This is a genomic window from Cryptosporangium minutisporangium (assembly GCF_039536245.1).
Taxonomy (GTDB): Bacteria; Actinomycetota; Actinomycetes; order Mycobacteriales; family Cryptosporangiaceae; genus Cryptosporangium; species Cryptosporangium minutisporangium.
In genome coordinates, this window is the sequence record NZ_BAAAYN010000058.1 from 1 (window position 1) to 18,257 (window position 18,257).

Sequence of the window (18,257 nt, forward strand, 5' to 3'; positions counted from 1 at the left end):
ACCCAGTACAAGTTCTTCACCACCACCGCGAACTGCAACAACGCCTACGACCTGCAGTCGGTCGTCCTCCACGAGCGTGGTCACTCGCTGGGCCTCAACCACGTCAGCCAGTCCGCCAACGCCAGCGCCGTCATGACCCCGGCGCTGTCGACCTGCTCGGCCGGCAAGCGCTCCCTGGGCCTGGGTGACTACCAGGGCCTGGCCGCCCTGTACGGCACCCGCTGACCCCGCGGTAGCCCGCACGAACCAACGGCGGTCCGCCGGCGCCCCTCGCGCCGACGGGCCGCCGTTTTCGTTCCCCGGCGGCCGTGGGCGGGATCGCGGCGGCTCATCGCTGCGGAAAGCGGGCGATCTCCTCCGACCACTCGCCGCCCGCTCGCAGCAGCGCGTCAGGGCGCATCCGCACCAACACCGCGACCGGTCGCCCTCGGAGCGTCGGTTCAGGGGCCGATTCGTACGAGAAGCGGACCCGCAAAACGGCCCGATCCGCGGTACGGGAACGCAAGGCGAACTCCAGGTTCGGTTCCAGGAACGTGAGTGCACTGCCCTCGCGCCGGCGGTAGCCGGGAAACCGGCCGACTGCGGCGGTCCGCAGCCAGCCCGACAGAGCGTGCGCCTCCTCCACCATCAGGCAAGGATCAGAGAACTCCCACCCGCGGCCATTCGACGTCGTCACCCGGCCGAGGACGGTCAGCCAGTTCGCGTCCCAGCGCGCATCCCCCGCAGGATCGTGAGGTCCGGCCAGGTCGGGGATCTGGTAGCCGGTCACCCGCAACTCGACGACCGCGCCGTCGTCAGAGATCAGCCGCACACCGATACGCCCCCCGTCTGCGACAACAAGACCCTTCCATTCGACGCGAGGCGCCTTTGCAACCTTGCCGTCCTAGTCTGGGGCCGCCTCCGACCTCAGTCCCGGGATCTCTGCTGCATGTCCGAGCCGCCGATCGACTACTCCGAGTCGCTGCCTGCCCAGCCACCGTCACGTCGGCCGCCGCACCTGCGGATCTACCAGCCCAGCCCTCGGCAGCTCCGCCTGGACTTCGCCGGCGACATCGACCAATGGTCCGAGCCCTTGCTGAACGCCGCGGAGATGGCTGCCGGATCCGCACCACGGGCGGACGTCCTCATCGACCTCGGCGGCGTCACCGCGCTCCACGAGATCGCGCTGAGTACCTTCTCCTCGATCCACCGTCACACCGCCGACCAAGGAACCTCGATGACCTTTCTCAGGGTCAGCGAGGCCGCACTGCGCACCTTCGACCTGTATCGCTACGAGGACTGGCACCGCGGCTGATGGGTGTATGCCGGTGCGGGCCCTGGGCCCGCACCGGCAGTCTGCTCAGTCGACCTTCGACAAGTCCAGCACCAGGTACTCGGTGGGCTTGCGGTTGTTGTCGGTCCAGGCGATGAACTGGTCGCTGGTCCAGCGGATCGCCGACGTGTTGCCGTCCGCGCCGGTAACCACCGGACCCAGGACGACCTGTCGGTTGTTCGTCAGGTCAACGACCACGAGCCGCGCCTTCGGCGTCCCCATGTGCGGCTGGAGCAGGAGGTAGCGGTCTCGGATGATGCCGCCGTCCATACCGGGGGACTCCAAGACGTCGGAGTAGGTCCGCCGGTCGGACCCGTCGAAGCGCGACGATGTGTACTGCTTGCCGCGGTAGACGCACCACGTGACCGAGCACGAACCGTCGAAGTTCTTCGCGGTTGGGGTCTTCGCGACGCGGCGCTCGCCGGTGACCAGGTTGCGTTGTGTTCCGTACACCATCTTGCCTTGGCTCTCCCGCGTGAGCGGTGGCGGGGAACCGATCCACGGCCACGAGACGACGCCGTAGCCCTGGGTTCCGGGCAGGACGCGCGGCGTCCCGCCGGACAGCGGCACCTCCCCGATCCCGTCCAGGCTCCGCCACCGGACGACGCCGTCGGTGAGCGCGAGGTCGAATGGTCCCCGCACGTTCTTGCCGCTCCACTCGGCGACCCGCTTCGGGGCCAACGTGGTGACCGGCATCGCCCACACCTCGGAGGCGCGAGCGTTGGAGTCCGCGTCGAGGTAGTCGATCGACCAGACGACCCAGTCGTCGTCGACCAGAATTCGCTGGGTGAACGCACGCCCTTCCGGGCGGTCCGCCAACGTCACGACCTTCTCCGCCGTTCCGGCGTCGGGGTCCCACACCCACAGGGCATCGATCTTCTCGAAGCCGCCCAGCGTGCTCACGACGAACCGGCCGTCGGGCAGGAGCCCTGCGAACGAGTACTGCTTCCCGTTGGGCAGCGTCAGCGGGACCCGGCGGAGCGCCGTCGGCCACACCTCGGTGACCGGCCCGTCCGCGGCCGGTGTGATCGGTTTCGACGGACGGGGGTCGTCGCCGACGACGCGGACCGCACCCATGCCGCCGACCAGCACGACTAGCACGGCCACCCCGGCGACGAGAGCAGTCAGCGTTCCCCGTCGGCGGGTGTACCGGCGTTCGACGTCGCGGACGAGTTCGGCGCCCGGCGCGGACGCGGATCCGGCGACTTGGCGGAACAGACGGGACAGGTCTTCCTCGAGGTCAGGCATGCCGGCTCCCCTCTGATGGCTCGGGTTCCGGCTCGAGCGATCGCGCCGAGCCGTTGGGTGCGTCGATCTGGCCGCGGAGCTTGCGCAGGCCACGTAAGGCCTGGCTGCGAACCGTGCCGGTGGTGACCCGGAGATGCGCGGCGATCTCCTCGTCGGCCAAGCCTTCGTAGTAGCGGAGCACCAGCACCGCGCGTTGCCGCGGCGGCAGCGTGTCGACCCGCTGCCACAGGCCGATGTCGTCCCCGGCGCGGACGATCCCGGGATCGGGCGCCCACTGCTCAGGAACTCTGTTGGTGAGAAACTCCCGCCGAAGCTTGCGCCATCTGCTGATGTGCAGCCGCACCATCGTCGTCCGGACGTACGACTCCGGATCGCGCTTGTACTGCACCCGGGTCCAGGCGCCACGCAGCCGGACCAGCGCTTCCTGCACGAGATCAGCCGCGTCGTGCGGGTTGCCGGTCAGCACGAGTCCGTAGCGGCTGAGGGCGGCGGCGCGTTCGAGCACGAACTGTTCGAAGCCATCGGGCTTCGCCATGTGCACCTCCCTGTTCGTCCCCCAAGACGCGCAGTGGCCCCGCCGCGTTGCAGCGGCTGGTCTCTACGTGCGCCGGGAGGCGTCAACCGGGAGGGAGGGCGTCGGCTTGTCCGCCACGATCTCGTAGACGAGATCGGTGGTGATCGAGCCGATACGGGCCAGGTCCGAGGTGATCGCCTCGAGGTCCTTCATGCCGGCGGCGACGATCTCCATGACGTAACACGACTCTCCGGTGACGCGCAGACAGCGCACGATCTGGGGACGTTGCTCGAGGACGTGCGCGACGTTGTCGTAGAGCGAGCCGTGCACCTTCATCCGGACGACCGCGCGCAACGTGTAACCGAGGGCCTCCGCGTCGACGCGAGCAGCGTAGGAGGTGATCACCCGGTTCTGCTCCAGCATGCGCAGCCGCGCACGCGTTGCCGAGACGCTGAGCTGGATCGCCTCCGCCAGTTCAGCAAGAGTGGCGCGACCGTCCCGTTGTACGGCCGCGAGTAGTGCGTGATCCACAGTGTCTAGGTCGCGTGTGACTGGCCCGTTCGTCATCTCGCGATTTTGCAGCAGATTCGACGGCCGAAGACGACCATCTCCGCAGAAGTGCGCTGCCGCGAGGATCCCGTGGTGATCGAGACTGAGAGCCATGATCCGCTTCTACTTCGTCGACGTCTTCGCGGACCGACCGCTGACCGGCAACCCGTTGGCGCTGGTGCCCGAGGCCGACGACCTGACCGTGCCGCAGATGCAAGCCATCGCCCGCGAGTTCAATCAGTCCGAGACGACCTTCCTGCTCCGGTCCGAGGAGGAGGGAGTTGACTGGCGCTTGCGCTCGTACACCCCGGCCGGAGTCGAGGTCGATGGTGCCGGGCACAACGCGCTCGGAGCGTGGTTGTGGCTGGCCGATCAAGGATTCACCGGTGACCAGCCAGCCGTGACGATGCAGCAGCGCATCGGCGCCGAGGTCCTCGCCGTCGAGATTCTGCGAGTCGCCGGCGAACCGGTCCGCATCGTCATGGATCAAGGCGCCCCCGAGTTCGGCAAGCAGGTCACCGACGGCGAACGGCTGACCGGCGCGCTCGGGCTCGAATCTCGGCACCTCGCCGCCGACGCCACCGCCCAGGTGGTGTCCACCGGTGTCGCGCACCTGCTCGTTCCGCTCGCCACCCGCGAGGCGGTCGACGCCGCGGTGGCACAGAGCCGCGATCTCGCCGCGCTCCTGGCTGAAGCCGGCGGCGAGGGCTGCTACCTCTACACCACGGCGGGCGACGACGGGGCCGCCGCGTACACCCGCTTCTTCAACCCGACCGTGGGCATCGCCGAGGATCCGGCGACCGGGACGGCGGCGGGCCCACTCGCCGCGGCCCTCGTGCGGTCGGGGAAGGTGCCGTCCGGCTCACCGGTGTTCATCGAGCAGGGTCACTACCTGGGGCGCCCTAGCCGCATCCGAGTGGACGTGGCCGACGACCGGGTGCGGCTGTCCGGCTCCGGCTTGATCACCGCTCGGGGAGAGCTCAGGCTGGCGTGAACCTTACGGCGTAAGCCCAGCGCCCGGATTCGGGTGCTCCGAGCGCGGCTGCGCTGCGGGCAGTCCTGGTTCGGCGCTGGGCTGGTGCCTGGCCCTGAACAGGCCGTGGAAGTGAACCTCCTGCCGGGCGGTGAGGATCTGGCTGCTGCCGGACACAGGCTGGGTAGGAGGTGTGATGGCCCCCGATGAGCAGGCTTTCACCGTGTTCTACCGCCGCCACTACGGCGACGTCGAACGCTACGTCCGGCGGCGGCTGGCCGGTGACGCGGTGCGCGACGCCGTCGCCGATGTCTTCTTAGTGGCTTGGCGTCGCTTCAGCGAGGTGCCGCCCGAGGCGGCTTTGCCGTGGCTCTACGCGGTGGCTCGTCACACGTTGGCCAACGAGGTACGGGGCGCCCGTCGTGCGGCCTCGCTACGAGCGCGCATCGAGCAGCAGCCGGAAGTGCACGCGGGCGACCCGGCCGATCGAGTGGCCGGTCAGCTGGCGCTGGCGGAGGTGTTCGGCGCTCTACCGGAGATCAGCCAGGAGATCGTTCGGCTGGTCGCTTGGGAGGGTCTGACCATCGCGAAGGCGGCGACCGTCACGGGGTGCAGCGTCTCGGCGGCCACGATGCGGCTGCACCGCGCCCGTCAACAGGCCCACGAGGCCCTCGCGCGAGTAGCCGCTCAGTCCGGTGACTGCACACGTCCGGGTGCCCCGGCGGGAGAGCGTCCGGGTGCCCCGGCGGCAGAAAAGAAGGAGGCCCGCTCGTGAACGCTGGGCTGGAAGACGACCTACGGCGCCTCTTCGGCCCGCTGGATCCCGCTCCGGCGGAGGCTCGGTCCGCCGGTCGGATCGACGAGGCGGACCGGGACGCCGACCTGCGCACGATCCTCGGCAGTGGTGCTCCCGGTGCTCAAAGGGCGGTCCCACCGAGGGGCGCCAGGCCGACACGCCGCCGAGCGTTCCTGGTCGGGGCTGCCGCCGCGGCCGTGCTGGCGGGCACTACTCCGATCGCGGTCAAGCTACTCGGCTCTGATGAGGCCGCCTACGCCGCGACCCCGCCACCGCTGACCTTCCGGCAGACACCGGTAGCGCCCGCTGCGCCGGCACTCGAACGGATCGCTGCGCGGACCACATCCCTACCCGACGACACCGGCGAGGGACGCTACCGGCACATCACCGTGGTCGGGTGGTATCTCGACAGTGCGACCCGAGGCGGCACCACCACGTCTGCGGTCGTCCCGCGCAAGACCGAGAAGTGGCTCGCCGAGGACGGTTCCGGACGGTCGGTGACCACGACCCAGCCGGCGACTTTCGAGTCGGAGGACGACCGGCATTGGTGGTCGCGTCTCGGCGAGGACGACGACCGTACCGTCCAGACGTGGTCGGTCGGCGAGTACTACGGCACCTGGAAGCAGCCCGCTCCGACCGACCCCCGGCAGATGACGCAGTTCCTGCGCATCAACCACCCTGTCGCCAACGGACCCGCTGGCGTCTTCACCGCCGTCACCGACCTCTGCCGGGAGCAAGTCCTCACGCCACCGCAACGAGCCGCACTTCTCCGCTCGCTCGCGACCGTGCCCGGCTTGCGCGCCGCCGGATCGGTCACCGACCGCAGCGGCCGGCACGGCGAGGCGTTCCTGCTGGACTCCGCCTACAGCGGGCTGCCGACGCAGTACACCGTCATCGTGGACCCGGCCAACGGGCGGCTACTCGGCTGGGAGCAGATGCTCACCAAGGACGCAGGCCGTCTCAACGTGCGCATCCCCGCGGTGTTGACCTACGAGACCCTCACCCGGAGCGAGTACACCAGCACAGACGGAGAGTGACCGCAGTCGTCGGCCGAGCGACTCCGTCACTCCTCGTCGAAGTGATACTCCGTGTGGATCCGGACGATTTCGGTGCCTTCGACGTTGTACTCGGTCAGCGCTGTCAGGCGATCCCACACCGGCGGACGGCTGGTGAGGGCGTTCTCGCCGACGTACAACGTGGTCAAGCCAGGGATCTCCGCGAGGCTGTCGGGGAGAGTGGTCAGCCGGTTGCGATGAGCGTTGAGCATCCGGAGGGCGCGGAGATTCCCCACCGTGTCGGGTAAGACGGTCAGCCGGTTGCCCTGGAGCCACAGCTCCGTGAGCGCCTCCAGACGGCCGATGGAGCCCGGCAGCGTGGTGAGTTCGTTGTGACCGAGCCCGAGAACGGTCAGGCCGCTCAGGTCTCCGATCTCCTCCGGTACCTCGGTGAGCCCACAGCCGGGCAGGTAGAGGTGCGTGAGGCCGCTCAGCGCCCCGCGCCCCGTGAGGTCGGCGAGAGGGTTGCCGTCCATTCCGAGCGACCGGAGCGCGGGCAGCTTCGCCAACACCGGGGGCACCGACGTGAACCGGTTCTCCGGCAACGTGAGGGTGCGCAGAGCGCTCAGCCCCGTCATCGTGTCGGGCAACGCGTCGAGCAGGTTCTGACCGGCGTAGAACTCTCGGAGCGCCGTCAGGTCGCCGATCCGCTCCGGAAGCGTCTCGATGCGGTTCTCGGCCAGGCCGAACTCGGTGAGACCGGTCAGCTCGCCGATGGTCTCGGGCAGCGCGGTGAGCCGGTTGTCGCCGAGGTAGAGCGCGGTGAGACCGGTCAGCCTGCCGATCGTCTCCGGGACGACGGTCAGCTGGTTGCCGTTGAGCCCCAGAGCGGTCAGCGACGTCAGATCACCGAACCGGTCGGGCAGCGACGTGAGCTGGTTGCCGGCCAGGTGGAGCACTTCGAGTGCGGCGAGATCACCGAAGGAGGGCGGCAGTGCGGTCAACCGGTTGCCGTCCAGGTCAAGCGTCCGCAGCCGGGTGAGCGCACCGATGCTCGCGGGCAGCGTCGACAGCTCGTTGTCGCACAGCACCAGCTCGGTGAGTTCGGTGAGGCCGAAAAGGCTGTCCGGTAACTCGCGCAGGCCGAGGTTCGACAGGTTGAGCCGGGTGCGGCCTTCCGCTGCGGCTACGGCGATGCGCTCTTCTGCGCTCGAAGCCATCTGGACGACTCCATTCGCGACAACCGATTGCGGCGGAGACTACCGCCCGCCTTCGGCGCCCGTTGACCGCGTCGGTGTGCTCGCGGATGAGAGGGTCGGGCTACAGAGTTGCAGATAGCCATCAGTGGGAGGCCAGCATGGCGGGGCGGTTCGTGTACTGGATGAACGTCTCCCTCGACCTGAAGATCGAGCACGCCCCGGGCGAGGAGGGCGGCGGGAGCTGGATGCGCATCGGGGAGGCGTTGCATCAGGAGTTCAACGATCGGGCGCGAGCCCTGTCGGTGTTCGTCGAGGGGCGCACGATCTACGAGACGATGGAGGCGTTCTGGCCGGGAGCGCGCGAGGACGGTTCGCTGCCGGACTTCCTCCGCGAGTACGGCGAGATCTGGACGTCGAAGCCCAAGGTGCTGGTGTCACGCAGCCGCACCAGCGCGGAACACAACACTCGCATCATCGGCCGGGACGACAACGCGATCGACCAACTCACGAAACTACGCGCGCAGACCGACGGCGACATCGGAGTCGGCGGTGCCACTCTCGCCACGCAACTGCTCCGGGCGGGGCTACTCGACGAACTGCTGCTCTTCACCCACCCCGTGATCCTCGGCGCGGGCCGTCCGCTCTTCGACGCACACGACGAGCCGATCGAGCTCGACCTGCTGGAGCAGATGTCGTTCGATCAGGGCGTCACGATGCATCGATACGCCGTCCGAGGCGCCCACGCCTAGAGGACGTACCGGACGAGACATGAGGCGTCTGGTTCAGGGCCTCGGGCAGGGAATCCCCGATGGGGCGATCCGCTGTGCTGTTGGCGCACTCGCTACCTACCGTCCCGGACTGGGGCACGGCTGCTGTTCACCGACGCGCGGCTGGCTGATCTACCCAAGCTGGACCGGTTCGCCGTTGGCCTGTACGAGCCGTGGTTCCTGGTCGGGGGTTTGCTGTTCCTCGCCGCCATGCTCGTCTCGGCCAGCCGCGCTCGTCAGGGAATGCGAGCGACCGCCCCGTAGCAGGACACCTGGGACGGATCCGGCCTCTCGCTGCGGTCGTCTTTCCACTCCGAGACCACGCTGATGCCCGGCTCGACGAGCTCGAGCCCAGTGAAGAAGCGTTCGAACTCGGCTTTGTTCCGCAGTTGGGCCTCGTTGGCCTGCGCTTGTTTGACCGACTCGGGCACCGCCTCGGGGGGCAGGTGGTCCCAGGTGGCGTGGCTGATCGCCAGGTACGAGCCGGCGGGCAGCGCGTCGATGAGCATCCGCACGATCTGGTACGGGTCGTCGGCGTCGCGGAAGAAGTGCAGGACCGCGACGAGGGTCAGCGCAACCGGCTCACGCAGGTCGAGCGTCTGCTTGACTTCGTCGGAGCCGAGGATGGCGTCCGGGTGGTGCAGGTCAGCGTCGAGGTAGGCGACCTTGCCCTGCGGTGTGGCGCTGTTCATCAGCGCGCGGGCGTGCGTGAGCACCAGTGGGTCGTTGTCGACGTACACGACCCGGCTCTCCGGGGCGATCTCCTGCACGACCTCGTGCAGGTTCGGCGACGTGGGGATGCCGGTGCCGACGTCGAGGAACTGCCGGATCCCCGCTTCCCGCGCGAGGTAGGCGACGGCGCGCCGCATGAAGGCCCGATTCTCGATCGCCCAGGTGCGCACTGCGGGAAACGCCGCGGCGATCGCATCGCCGGATGCCCGGTCAGCGGCGAAGTTGTCCTTGCCGCCCAACCAGTAGTCGTAGCGGCGCGCCGCGTGCGGGGTCGACGAATCGATCTGCGTGTCGGACACGTACTGCTCCTCACTGCGGCCAACCATGGCGCGCTCATCGTACTGACGCCCTCACCCGCCCACCCCCCGATGTGGACACGCGCCCGAACATAATGATTTGAGATCTCGTACTTCAAAAACGAGAAGTCGACCGATAAGGTCCGGACGGAGCACGACCAAGCGACCGAGGAGGTCCCGTGGCGTTCGTCCGACCCGACCAACTGCGGATCGGCTATCTGCTGCCCACGCGCGACCGGCTAGCGGCCGGCGACAGCGCGCTCGGCCCGGTGATAGCCGGTGCGCGTCGTGCCGAAGCGCTGGGGTTCGACTCGGTGTGGGTCGGCGACAGCCCTCTGACGCGGCCTCGAGCCGACCCGCTGCTGGTCCTCGCCGCTGTCGCCGCGGTCACCACTCAAGTCACTCTCGGCACCGCAGTGTTGCTGGCGGCGCTGCGCCATCCGATCCTGCTCGCCCACCAACTTGCCACGCTGGACCGGATCGCCGACGGCCGACTCGTCGTCGGCATGGGGGCGGGCTTCCCCCATCCGGTCACCGAGGCCCAGTTCGCCACGCTCGGGGTTGGGTTCGCCCATCGGAGTGCCCGCCTCGACGAATCGATCGACGCCATCCGGCTGCTGTGGGCAGGCGGCCCGGCCTCGTTCGCGGGTACCCACGTCCGCTTCCAGGACGTGACCCTCGGACCGACGCCGGCACAGGTCGGCGGCCCCCCGATCTGGATGGCCGGCGGCGGATCGGCCCTACGTCGGGTCGCCCGCCAGGCCGACGGCTGGTTGCCCTACCCGCCGACGTGGACCGCGTACACCGAAGAGTGGGCCGCCCTCCAACAGTCCGCGGCGGACCACGACCGACCCGACGCGCTCACGCCCGCCTTCTACGCGACGGTGTGCCTCGACGAGGACCCCGAGCGGGGCAGGCAGCGTGCCCGGGCCAGCATTCAGCGCTACTACAACGCGCCGTTGGAGTACATCGAAGCGCGGCAGGCGGTGTTCGTGGGCACCGCCGCCGGGTGCGCCGCCTGGCTGGGCCGGTACGCGACGGCCGGCGCCCGTCACGTCGTCGTCCGGTTCGCGGTGGAGAACCAATCGGAGGCCGTGGAGGAGTTCGCCCAGGAGGTGTTTCCGCTGCTGGCGACCCTCAACCCGCACCTCCCGCCGTCTCACGGCGGGCGAATTGAGGCTCCACGACCGGGCGAGGTGCGTTGAGGAAGTCGAGTTCTTCCGGGACGCCGATCAGCGCGCGGCGTTCGGGCTGGTCACGGTAGGTCTGCAACGCGTGGGCCAAGAACTGCGGGTCATGGCGCGAAGCGTCGCACATTCCGTGGGCCCAGGATCCGCTCCTGGGACGAGACGACCAATAAAGGGGGTGCCATTAATTAATCTCCCCGAGGGGTTGACACTATTCGGGAATTGCTATCTGGAATATTGCTATGTGCGAATAGCGAGCAAATATGGGTAAGGTTCCGGCCATCGCATTCCGCATTCCTGCCTTGGAGGAACTGTGCCTTTTTTGGTCACCGGAGCGACCGGTCGGGTCGGTCGTTGCGTCGTTGATCAGCTGCTCGCCGCCGGCGCCGAAGTCCGGGCGTTGACGCGACACCCGGAGCGCGCAGGGCTGCCGTCGGGCGTCCAGGTCGTCGGGGGCGACCTTGACCGCCCGGACGAACTCGGGGCGGCGTTCGCCGGAGTGACCCATGCCTATCTGATCGCGATGACGGCCGACCCCGAGGCGCTGGTGGCGGCCGCCCGGAAGGCCGGTGTGCGCCGGGTAGTGGTGCTCTCCTCGGCGACGGCCGCCCAGCCCGGGGACTCCTGGCATCGCGCCGTCGAGAAGGCCGTGGAGGAAGCGGGTCTGGAGTGGACGCACGTACGACCGGGCATGTTCGCCGCGAACCTGCTCGACTGGGCCGAGGTGATCCGGTCGGGCCAGCCGGTTCGTGAACCGATCGCGGCCGCGAGGCAGGCGCCGATCCATGAGGCCGACGTCGCGGCCGTTGCGGTCGCCGCGCTCCTGGACGATCGCGCGGCCGGGAGTATTCACACCATCTCGGGTCCGGAGTCGCTCACCAAGCCCGAGCAGGCCGCCGCACTCGGCGCCGCACTGGGCCGGCCGGTGCCTTTCGAGGAGATCGACCCGTCCGAGTGGCGGACCGCCGTGAGCGCCTACCTACCCGCCGAGGTGGCGGACTGGATGCTCGGCCTGTGGACTCGCGCCGCTGAGCAGCCCGACCCGGTGTCCGACACGGTCGAGCAGGTCACCGGCCGCCCCGCCCGGACGCTACGCGAGTGGGCCGACGACCACCGGGAGGCGTTCCGATGAGCACAGCGCCGGTGCTGCCGGGCCGATTGCAGGCGACTTACCTGCTGGAACAGGAGCGTTTCGCGTGGTGGGGCACGGCCGACCCGGCGCGGGAGGCGACGAGGCTCGGCCTGCCGGGCGGAACGGTCACGACGGTTGCGCTCGCGCTACCCACTGCTGACGACCGCACCGCGGTGGCCGCAGTTCCTGTGCCGGCCGTGCTGGTGCCGCCCGAGCCGGCCCTGCGGGCCCTGGCCGAACTGGCTCCGGCAACGTCGGCCGCACCGTCGGTGACGGCATGGGCGGCGCTGGCGGCGTCCTTCGTCGAGGGCCGGCGCCCGGCCGACACGCTGGTCGAGCGATTGCCGACCGCGAGCCACGCCGGGATTGGCCTGGATGGCGCCACGATCTGGTCGGCCCGGGCCACCGTCGAGGCGATAGCTCGCCTGGTAGCACCCACCGCGGACGAGACGCCGATGGCGGGCCTCCTCCGTCCTTATCAGCGAGCGGGAGTCGCGTGGCTGCTGGCGTCGGAAGCTCAGGGCGGTGGTGTCCTCGCCGACGAGATGGGACTCGGGAAGACCGTGCAGGCGATCTCGGTACTCGCCGCCCGTACCGGTCCTCGGCCGCACCTGGTGGTCTGCCCGACGTCGGTTCTCGGGAACTGGAGCCGGGAGATCGCGCGCTTCGCCCCCGGCCTTTCGGTTCGGAGTTACGTCGGCCCAGATCGGACCCGAGTCGTCCTGGACGCTCCGGGCACCGTCCTGACCAGCTACGGCATCCTGCGAGCCGACAACGCATTGCGCGCCACCGCGTGGGACGTCGTCATCCTCGACGAGGCGCAACAGATCAAGAACCCCGACGCCCGCGCCGCGAAAGCGGCGCGCGCTTTGAACGCTCGCCTACGCGTGGCGATGACCGGCACTCCGGTGGAGAACCGGCTCGACGATCTCTGGTCTCTGCTGACGTTCACCAATCCCGGGCTGCTCGGCGAGCGCGCGCGCTTCCGGCGGCGGTTCGCCACCGCGGTCGAGGAGCACCGATCTGCGGCCGCGGCGACACGACTGCACGAGATCGTCGGCCCGCACATCCTGCGCCGACGCAAGGCCGACGTCGCGCCGGAGCTACCGGAGAAGATCGAGACCAGCGTCGTCTGCACGATGACCGAGGAACAGCAGACGCTCTACCGGGCGGGTGTCGACGACGCGTTCGCCGCCGGACTGGGCGCAGGGGCAGGCCGACGCGGCCGCGTGCTCGCACTGATCGGTCGACTCAAGCAGATCTGCAACCATCCCGAACAGGTTCAGCCGACCGGAGGTCCGCTCGGTGGACGCTCCGGCAAGCTCGACCGGGTCACCGAGATCCTCGCCGAGCTGGTGGACAACGGTGACCGAGCGCTGGTCTTCACCCAGTACCGAGCGACCGGTGATCTCCTGACCCGGCATCTCCGGGAGCAGGTCACCGGCGGCCCGGTGCCGTTTCTGCACGGTCAGCTGTCGGGATCGGCCCGCGAGGCGATGGCCCAGTATTTCAGTGAGGCTCCGGACGGGCCGCCGATCCTGGTCCTGAGCTTGCGGGCGGCAGGTTTCGGACTCAACCTCACGCGGGCCACGCACGTCGTCCACTACGACCGGTGGTGGAACCCTGCGGTGGAGGCGCAGGCCAGCGACCGTGCGCACCGAATCGGTCAGACCCGGACGGTCACCGTGCACACCCTGGTCACCGAAGGCTCTATCGAAGAGGCCATCGACGCGCTGCACGCCGGCAAGCGAGAACTCGCCGGAGCGATCACCGGCGATCGGGCAGCACTCGACACCGACCTGGCCCGGCTGCCGGACGACGAGCTGCGTTCCCTGCTCACCGGCGGAACCCCGTGGTGACCGACGAGTTCGCCGATTCCGCGTGGGGACGCGACTGGATCCGGCTGGCACAGCCGGTGCGGATCGCCCGGGTCAACCCGCTCATTCCCCGTGCGCGATCACTCGCGCGCCGACACCAGGTGACCGAGGTCGTCGTCGCTCCCGGCCTCGCGACCGCCGACGTCGAAGCGCACGCGGTCCGGATCACCGTTCCGCTCTGGACCACCCAGCAGCGCGACGCGGTCGGCATGGTCGTGGCCGCAGAGCACGACGACCTCCCCGACGCCGTGCACAGGGACCTCGTCGAGGCCCGGCTGGCGCCGCTGGTCGACGTCGAGACGACCTGCACGTGCGTCGGGCGCACTCGGCCGTGCCTCCACGTACTGGCCTGCTTCTTCGAGCTGGCCAGAAGAGTGGACGAACGGCCGCGACTGGCCCTGTTGCTTCGCGGTCTGACGCGTCGAGAGGAGGCCGAATTGACGCGGATACCGCTCGCCCGCATCGATCCGTCGACGTTCTACGGGTAGCCGGCGTCGCCTCATCAGACGCGGAGCAGACGCACCGACAGCGGCGCGAACACCAACGTCAGGGCGGCGCACGCGAGCGCGATCCAGACGATCTCCCGCCCCGGTGCGCCGCCGCCCATCAAATCCCGCACCGCGGTGACCAAGTGGCTCACCGGGTTCACTTCGACGAAGGTGCGAAGCCATCCGGGCAGCGTGGCCGGGTCGACGAAGATGTTGCTGAACAGCGAGAGCGGGTAGAGCACCGCCTGCGTCACGCCGAGACTGGCTCCGGGCGACTTCGTCCACAGCGCCAACGTCGTCCACCCCCACGACAGGCTGACGCTGAACGCGATGACGAGCAGCACCGCGGCCACCACGCCGCCGAGGTTGCCCTCCGGGCGGAAGCCGAGCGCGAGACCCAACCCCACGACCACCGTGGAGGCGAGCGCATACCGCACGGCGTCGCTGAGCATCGCTCCGAGCAGTGGCGCGGCGGGATGGATCGACAACGTGCGGAAGCGGTCGAACGCACCACTGCCCAGATCCACGTTGAGCGCGGCGCCGGTCGTTCCAGTGGTCACCAGCAGCGTCATCACGAGGATCCCGGGCACCAGGTAGCCGATGTAGCGGTCGGTCGATCCACCGACCGCACCGCCGAACAGGTACGTGAACATCACGGTGAACACGACCGGGTGCACGACGATGTCGAAGATCTGGACCGGGGTACGCCTGATCTTCCGCAGCGCGCGCCCACCGAACACCAGGCTGGCGGCGACGACGCCGGGCCGTGGCGGACGCGGGCCGGCGACCAGCCCCGAGCCGGCCCGGCCTGCTTCGAGCGTTGTCATTCCGCCTCCCCTGTCCGGCGCGGCGTCGGGCGACCGGTCAGCGCGAAGAACACCTCGTCCAGGCTGGGCTGCCCGAGCGTGAACTCGGTGACCCCGACGTCGGTGCGCGCCAGCGTCGCCAGCGCCTCCACTGCGGACTCGACGCCGTCCGGGCCGGCGATCGGTAGCTGGGCGGTCAGAGCGACCGGATCGGCGTCCAGCGTCACGGTGCCGCCGGTCGCCCGCGTCAGAACCCGTTGGACGACCGCCCGATCGTGGGGTTCGGCCAGCCGGACGCGGACCGTGCCACCGCCGACCGACGCCTTGAGCTCATCGCTGGTGCCCTCCGCGACGAGCCGTCCCTGGTCGAGGACCGCGATCCGGTCCGCGAGCTGATCGGCCTCGTCGAGGTACTGGGTCGTCAACAGCACCGTGGTTCCCTCGGCGACGAACGCTCGGACCATCGCCCACACGTCGTGGCGGCTGCGTGGATCCAGCCCGGTGGTGGGCTCGTCCAGGAAGAGCAGATCAGGGGTGACGATGAGCCCAGCCGAGATGTCCAGCCGGCGCCGCATCCCACCCGAGTAGGTCGAGACCAGCCGGTCGGCGGCGTCGAGCAGGGAGAACGCACCGAGCAACTCGTCGGCCCGGCTCGCCGCGGCCGCGCCGGCGTGGCCGTGCAACCGCCCGAGCAGGACGAGGTTCTCCCGGCCGGTGAGGCCCTCGTCCAGAGAGGTGTACTGCCCGGTCAGGCTGATCCGGTCGCGCACCGCAGCGGCGTCGCGGACCACGTCGTAGCCGAACACCGTCGCCGTTCCGGCGTCCGGGCGGACCAGCGTGGCGAGCATGCGCAGCGTGGTCGTCTTCCCGGCGCCGTTGGGTCCCAGGAACCCGTAGACCGTACCGGCCGGAACGGCCAGGTCGACGCCGTCCACGGCCTGGGTCGTGCCGAACGTCTTCATCAGGCCGGTGGCTTCGACCGCCAGGCCGGCGGAGCGTTTCATCGGACCCAGACGTCTTCGTCGACGACGTCGCCCTGCTCCGCGCTCACGTCGCGGACCACGGCGAACGCCGCGGCAGCCTGCGGGAGGCGTGGGCCTCCGTCGAGGGCCGCGCGGAGCGTCTCGGGCGAGTCCCACCGCCACATGTCCACCCACGTCCGCTCGTCCACCCGGATGAGTCGGGTCTCGGTCGGGCCGCCGAACGTCGCCCTGATCGCCGCGAGGAGCTCGGTGCGGCGTTCGCGAACCGTGTCGGCGTCGGCGGGGTCGGCGGTGTATCGAGTTGTCCGGATCAGTGCCATGGTTCCGTCCTCGCTAGAGTTCATTTTTAGAGACCGACTCTAGTGTTAAAGTATGGCTATGCAACTCGTCAAGAGCACCGGCAAGAAGGGCGAGAAGTCGCGGCAGACCCGGCGACGGATCCTGCAGGCGGCCCACGAGCTGTTCGTCGACCAGGGGTACGGAGCCACGACGCTGCAGGGCATCGCCGAGCGAGCAGGCGTTGCCGTCCAGACGATCTATTTCGCGTTCGGCAACAAGCCGTCGTTGCTCAAGGAACTGGTCGACGTCACGATCGCCGGTGACGACGAGCCGATCCCGACGATGCAGCGCGCGTGGTTCCTCGATGCGCTCGCCGCCGAGACCGCCGACGCGCAGTTGCGGACCCACGTCCGAGGAACCTGCGAGATGCTGCAGCGAGTCGCGCCGATCATCGACGTGCTGCGCGCCGCCGGCATGCAAGATCCGAGCCTGGCCGGTCTCTGGCAACAGGACAGCGATCCGCGCCTCGAGGTCCACACCGCCGCGGCCCGCAGCCTCGTGGGAAAGCCCGGCGCGAAACCGGACGTGTCCGCTGAGCAGGCTGCCGACCTGCTCTTCGGGCTACTGAGCCCGGAGCTGTATCTCCTGTTCGTTCGCGACCGGAAGTGGGCCCCGGAGCGCTGGGAGGAGTGGGCGCACAGCACCCTGCACGCGCAGCTCTGCGGCTGGGCGAGTGGCGAGATCCAGTACCGCGACACCGGTGTCCACCCGTCCATATGATCGCCAAGTGAGCATCAAGGGCGTCTCGGGCACGGATCTGTGGGAGATGCTCTTCGCTGTCGAGAACGCGGCGCCCGTCGACGCCGCGGACGCGGTCACCCGACGGCTGGCCATCGGTCTGGGGGCGACCGCGGCCTCGTTCCTGGTCGCGGATCTGAGTGGCCGGGCGCTTGTCCGCCTGGCTCACGTGCCGTACTTCACGCCCGCCGACACGCGGCGGCAGGACGAGGAGGTCGCGACGGTTCTGCCCTTCGACGGCGGCCCGCAGGAACAGGCGTTGCGTTCCCAGCGCGTGCAGGTCGGGCCCGGCGCGAACGGTGCGTACATCGTCATGGCACCGGTGACCGAGCGGGGCGAGGTCATCGGCCTCCTGGAACTCACCCTCCCGACCGAGCCCGACGAGGCGGCCCTGAACGCGGTCAGTCTAGGCGCCCACGTCCTCGCGTACGTCGTCATCGCTGCTCGACGCCACACCGACCTGTTCGAGTGGGGCCAGCGCACCGCTCCGTTCAACCTCGCGGCCGAGATCCAGCGACGGCTGCTACCCAGTGCCTTCACCTGCGAAGCAGCCGCGTTCACTCTCTCCGCCTGGCTGGAACCGGCAGCCAGCATTGGCGGGGACACCTTCGACTACAGCCTGGCCCGCGACGTGCTGCACATGAGCGTGACCGACGCGATGGGCCACGGCGTGAACAGTGCACTGCTCGCCACGTTGGGGGTTGGCAGCCTCCGCAACAGCCGACGAGTGGGCATGGCGTTGACCGACCAAGCCGCCGCGGCGAATCAGACGCTGAAGGACAACGCTCCGGGCGGCTTCGGGTTCGCGACCGGCCTGATCGCCCAGCTGGAGCTGCCCACCGGCCTCCTGCGCATGGTGAACGCGGGGCACATCCCGCCCCTGCTCGTCCGCGGCCAGGTCGTCGAGGAGCTGATGCTTCCGATCGACCTGCCCTTCGGAATCCGCAGCGAACAGACCTACCGCGCCACCGAGCTGGCGCTGCGGCCGGGCGACCGCCTCGTCCTGCTCACCGACGGCATGCTCGAGCGTCGGGTCGCCTTCGTCGACCTCACCCACCACCTGCTCGAACTCGCCGACTCCCATCCCAGGGAAGTCGTCCGCGAGCTCGCCGACGCGGTGCTCGCCGCCGGCGGCTCGGCGCTCGCGGACGACGCCTCCCTGCTCGTCCTCGACTGGTACGGCGATCACGACAACCCCAGATCTGCCCGCCACGGAGCCGACCCGGAACGCGCGAGCGACCCGACGGCGTGACTAACGCGTGGCCGCGCGCCGGCGGTAGCTCCAGCCGAGCAGACCCAGCAAGACGAGTCCGGACAGGATCAGAC

The 18,257-nt window shown here is 69.5% G+C and carries 21 protein-coding genes; 12 read left to right on the forward strand and 9 right to left on the reverse strand.

The annotated features are described in order from the left end of the window. Positions 1-225: matrixin family metalloprotease (locus tag ABEB28_RS37100; protein ID WP_345732974.1), on the forward strand; the 225-nt coding region annotated here is incomplete at its 5' end. Positions 226-328: 103 nt separating this feature from the next. Here the strand turns inward: ABEB28_RS37100 and ABEB28_RS37105 are convergent. After that, a complete protein-coding gene (locus ABEB28_RS37105) occupies positions 329-811 on the reverse strand; it encodes a WapI family immunity protein (RefSeq protein ID WP_345732975.1) in 483 nt (160 codons plus the stop codon). 117 nt (positions 812-928) lie between these two features. Here ABEB28_RS37105 and ABEB28_RS37110 point away from each other — a divergent pair, with 117 nt between their 5' ends. Then, complete coding sequence (locus tag ABEB28_RS37110) at positions 929-1,294, forward strand: STAS domain-containing protein (RefSeq protein WP_345732976.1); 366 nt, start codon at positions 929-931, stop codon at positions 1,292-1,294. Positions 1,295-1,339: 45 nt separating this feature from the next. Here the strand turns inward: ABEB28_RS37110 and ABEB28_RS37115 are convergent, their stop codons facing one another. The 3 genes from ABEB28_RS37115 to ABEB28_RS37125 all read right to left on the reverse strand — a co-directional run bounded on the left by ABEB28_RS37115 (position 1,340) and on the right by ABEB28_RS37125 (position 3,737). Continuing rightward, entirely contained in the window at positions 1,340-2,560 is a 1,221-nt protein-coding gene (locus ABEB28_RS37115) for a hypothetical protein (RefSeq protein ID WP_345732977.1), read from the reverse strand. Further along, positions 2,553-3,095, reverse strand: coding sequence for a SigE family RNA polymerase sigma factor (locus ABEB28_RS37120; protein ID WP_345732978.1), 543 nt, complete (start codon positions 3,093-3,095; stop codon positions 2,553-2,555). Before ABEB28_RS37120 ends, ABEB28_RS37115 begins: the two co-directional genes overlap by 8 nt. Positions 3,096-3,158: 63 nt before the next feature. Continuing rightward, the gene (locus ABEB28_RS37125; RefSeq protein ID WP_345732979.1) at positions 3,159-3,737 is read right to left on the reverse strand and encodes an Lrp/AsnC family transcriptional regulator; all 579 of its coding nucleotides are present in this window, start codon (positions 3,735-3,737) and stop codon (positions 3,159-3,161) included. On the opposite strand from ABEB28_RS37125, the gene ABEB28_RS37130 reads away from it, so the two are divergent. From ABEB28_RS37130 to ABEB28_RS37140, 3 genes are all read left to right on the forward strand, one after another. After that, positions 3,736-4,617, forward strand: coding sequence for a PhzF family phenazine biosynthesis protein (locus ABEB28_RS37130; protein ID WP_345732980.1), 882 nt, complete (start codon positions 3,736-3,738; stop codon positions 4,615-4,617). The genes ABEB28_RS37125 and ABEB28_RS37130 overlap by 2 nt on opposite strands. Positions 4,618-4,792: 175 nt before the next feature. After that, positions 4,793-5,371 carry an RNA polymerase sigma factor gene (locus ABEB28_RS37135; RefSeq protein WP_345732981.1) on the forward strand — a complete coding sequence of 193 codons (579 nt, stop codon included), beginning with the start codon at positions 4,793-4,795 and terminating at the stop codon, positions 5,369-5,371. Next, a complete protein-coding gene (locus ABEB28_RS37140; protein ID WP_345732982.1) occupies positions 5,368-6,429 on the forward strand; it encodes a CU044_5270 family protein in 1,062 nt (353 codons plus the stop codon). The genes ABEB28_RS37135 and ABEB28_RS37140 overlap by 4 nt, the downstream gene beginning before the upstream one ends. Before the next feature lie 26 nt (positions 6,430-6,455). Here the strand turns inward: ABEB28_RS37140 and ABEB28_RS37145 are convergent, their stop codons facing one another. Continuing rightward, positions 6,456-7,607: a leucine-rich repeat domain-containing protein gene (locus ABEB28_RS37145; RefSeq protein WP_345732983.1), complete on the reverse strand. Its 1,152-nt coding sequence runs from the start codon at positions 7,605-7,607 to the stop codon at positions 6,456-6,458. A gap of 137 nt (positions 7,608-7,744) precedes the next feature. On the opposite strand from ABEB28_RS37145, the gene ABEB28_RS37150 reads away from it, so the two are divergent. Further along, complete coding sequence (locus tag ABEB28_RS37150) at positions 7,745-8,335, forward strand: dihydrofolate reductase family protein (protein WP_345732984.1); 591 nt, start codon at positions 7,745-7,747, stop codon at positions 8,333-8,335. Between the two features lie 254 nt (positions 8,336-8,589). On the opposite strand, the gene ABEB28_RS37155 is transcribed toward ABEB28_RS37150, so the two are convergent. Then, positions 8,590-9,384, reverse strand: coding sequence for an SAM-dependent methyltransferase (locus ABEB28_RS37155; protein ID WP_345732985.1), 795 nt, complete (start codon positions 9,382-9,384; stop codon positions 8,590-8,592). A gap of 176 nt (positions 9,385-9,560) precedes the next feature. On the opposite strand from ABEB28_RS37155, the gene ABEB28_RS37160 reads away from it, so the two are divergent. The 4 genes from ABEB28_RS37160 (at position 9,561) to ABEB28_RS37175 (ending at position 14,065) form a co-directional block, all read left to right on the forward strand. Continuing rightward, positions 9,561-10,586, forward strand: a complete 1,026-nt coding sequence (locus tag ABEB28_RS37160) for an LLM class flavin-dependent oxidoreductase (protein WP_345732986.1) — start codon at positions 9,561-9,563, stop codon at positions 10,584-10,586. A 295-nt stretch (positions 10,587-10,881) separates the two neighbouring features. Further along, on the forward strand, positions 10,882-11,700 hold the full coding sequence (locus ABEB28_RS37165; protein WP_345732987.1) for an NAD(P)H-binding protein: 819 nt from the start codon (positions 10,882-10,884) through the stop codon (positions 11,698-11,700). After that, a complete protein-coding gene (locus ABEB28_RS37170) occupies positions 11,697-13,559 on the forward strand; it encodes a DEAD/DEAH box helicase (protein ID WP_345732988.1) in 1,863 nt (620 codons plus the stop codon). Before ABEB28_RS37165 ends, ABEB28_RS37170 begins: the two co-directional genes overlap by 4 nt. Next, positions 13,556-14,065 (forward strand): hypothetical protein, encoded by a 510-nt coding sequence (locus ABEB28_RS37175; RefSeq protein WP_345732989.1) that lies wholly within the window; start codon positions 13,556-13,558, stop codon positions 14,063-14,065. The genes ABEB28_RS37170 and ABEB28_RS37175 overlap by 4 nt, the downstream gene beginning before the upstream one ends. 14 nt (positions 14,066-14,079) lie before the next feature. Here ABEB28_RS37175 and ABEB28_RS37180 read toward each other — a convergent pair whose 3' ends face one another. The 3 genes from ABEB28_RS37180 to ABEB28_RS37190 are packed head-to-tail and all read right to left on the reverse strand — an operon-like array spanning position 14,080 to position 16,174. Continuing rightward, complete coding sequence (locus ABEB28_RS37180; protein ID WP_345732990.1) at positions 14,080-14,892, reverse strand: ABC transporter permease; 813 nt, start codon at positions 14,890-14,892, stop codon at positions 14,080-14,082. Continuing rightward, positions 14,889-15,875 carry an ATP-binding cassette domain-containing protein gene (locus tag ABEB28_RS37185; RefSeq protein WP_345732991.1) on the reverse strand — a complete coding sequence of 329 codons (987 nt, stop codon included), beginning with the start codon at positions 15,873-15,875 and terminating at the stop codon, positions 14,889-14,891. The genes ABEB28_RS37180 and ABEB28_RS37185 overlap by 4 nt, the downstream gene beginning before the upstream one ends. Next, positions 15,872-16,174: a hypothetical protein gene (locus ABEB28_RS37190; RefSeq protein WP_345732992.1), complete on the reverse strand. Its 303-nt coding sequence runs from the start codon at positions 16,172-16,174 to the stop codon at positions 15,872-15,874. Before ABEB28_RS37190 ends, ABEB28_RS37185 begins: the two co-directional genes overlap by 4 nt. Positions 16,175-16,232: 58 nt before the next feature. Between ABEB28_RS37190 and ABEB28_RS37195 the strand changes: the two genes are divergently transcribed. Together ABEB28_RS37195 and ABEB28_RS37200 are read left to right on the forward strand one after the other, a co-directional pair. Next, entirely contained in the window at positions 16,233-16,913 is a 681-nt protein-coding gene (locus ABEB28_RS37195; RefSeq protein ID WP_345732993.1) for a TetR/AcrR family transcriptional regulator, read from the forward strand. A gap of 7 nt (positions 16,914-16,920) precedes the next feature. Then, entirely contained in the window at positions 16,921-18,183 is a 1,263-nt protein-coding gene (locus ABEB28_RS37200; protein WP_345732994.1) for a PP2C family protein-serine/threonine phosphatase, read from the forward strand. Positions 18,184-18,257 lie beyond the last annotated feature (74 nt).

Bases quoted from the DNA above. Each gene is read 5' to 3' on its own strand.
- ABEB28_RS37110 (WP_345732976.1), top strand. From the start codon at position 929: ATGTCCGAGCCGCCGATCGACTACTCCGAGTCGCTGCCTGCCCAGCCA.
- ABEB28_RS37115 (WP_345732977.1), bottom strand. From the start codon at position 2,560: ATGCCTGACCTCGAGGAAGACCTGTCCCGTCTGTTCCGCCAAGTCGCC.
- ABEB28_RS37120 (WP_345732978.1), bottom strand. From the start codon at position 3,095: ATGGCGAAGCCCGATGGCTTCGAACAGTTCGTGCTCGAACGCGCCGCC.
- ABEB28_RS37130 (WP_345732980.1), top strand. From the start codon at position 3,736: ATGATCCGCTTCTACTTCGTCGACGTCTTCGCGGACCGACCGCTGACC.
- ABEB28_RS37125 (WP_345732979.1), bottom strand. From the start codon at position 3,737: ATGGCTCTCAGTCTCGATCACCACGGGATCCTCGCGGCAGCGCACTTC.
- ABEB28_RS37135 (WP_345732981.1), top strand. From the start codon at position 4,793: ATGGCCCCCGATGAGCAGGCTTTCACCGTGTTCTACCGCCGCCACTAC.
- ABEB28_RS37145 (WP_345732983.1), bottom strand. From the start codon at position 7,607: ATGGCTTCGAGCGCAGAAGAGCGCATCGCCGTAGCCGCAGCGGAAGGC.
- ABEB28_RS37150 (WP_345732984.1), top strand. From the start codon at position 7,745: ATGGCGGGGCGGTTCGTGTACTGGATGAACGTCTCCCTCGACCTGAAG.
- ABEB28_RS37170 (WP_345732988.1), top strand. From the start codon at position 11,697: ATGAGCACAGCGCCGGTGCTGCCGGGCCGATTGCAGGCGACTTACCTG.
- ABEB28_RS37180 (WP_345732990.1), bottom strand. From the start codon at position 14,892: ATGACAACGCTCGAAGCAGGCCGGGCCGGCTCGGGGCTGGTCGCCGGC.
- ABEB28_RS37185 (WP_345732991.1), bottom strand. From the start codon at position 15,875: ATGAAACGCTCCGCCGGCCTGGCGGTCGAAGCCACCGGCCTGATGAAG.
- ABEB28_RS37190 (WP_345732992.1), bottom strand. From the start codon at position 16,174: ATGGCACTGATCCGGACAACTCGATACACCGCCGACCCCGCCGACGCC.
- ABEB28_RS37195 (WP_345732993.1), top strand. From the start codon at position 16,233: ATGCAACTCGTCAAGAGCACCGGCAAGAAGGGCGAGAAGTCGCGGCAG.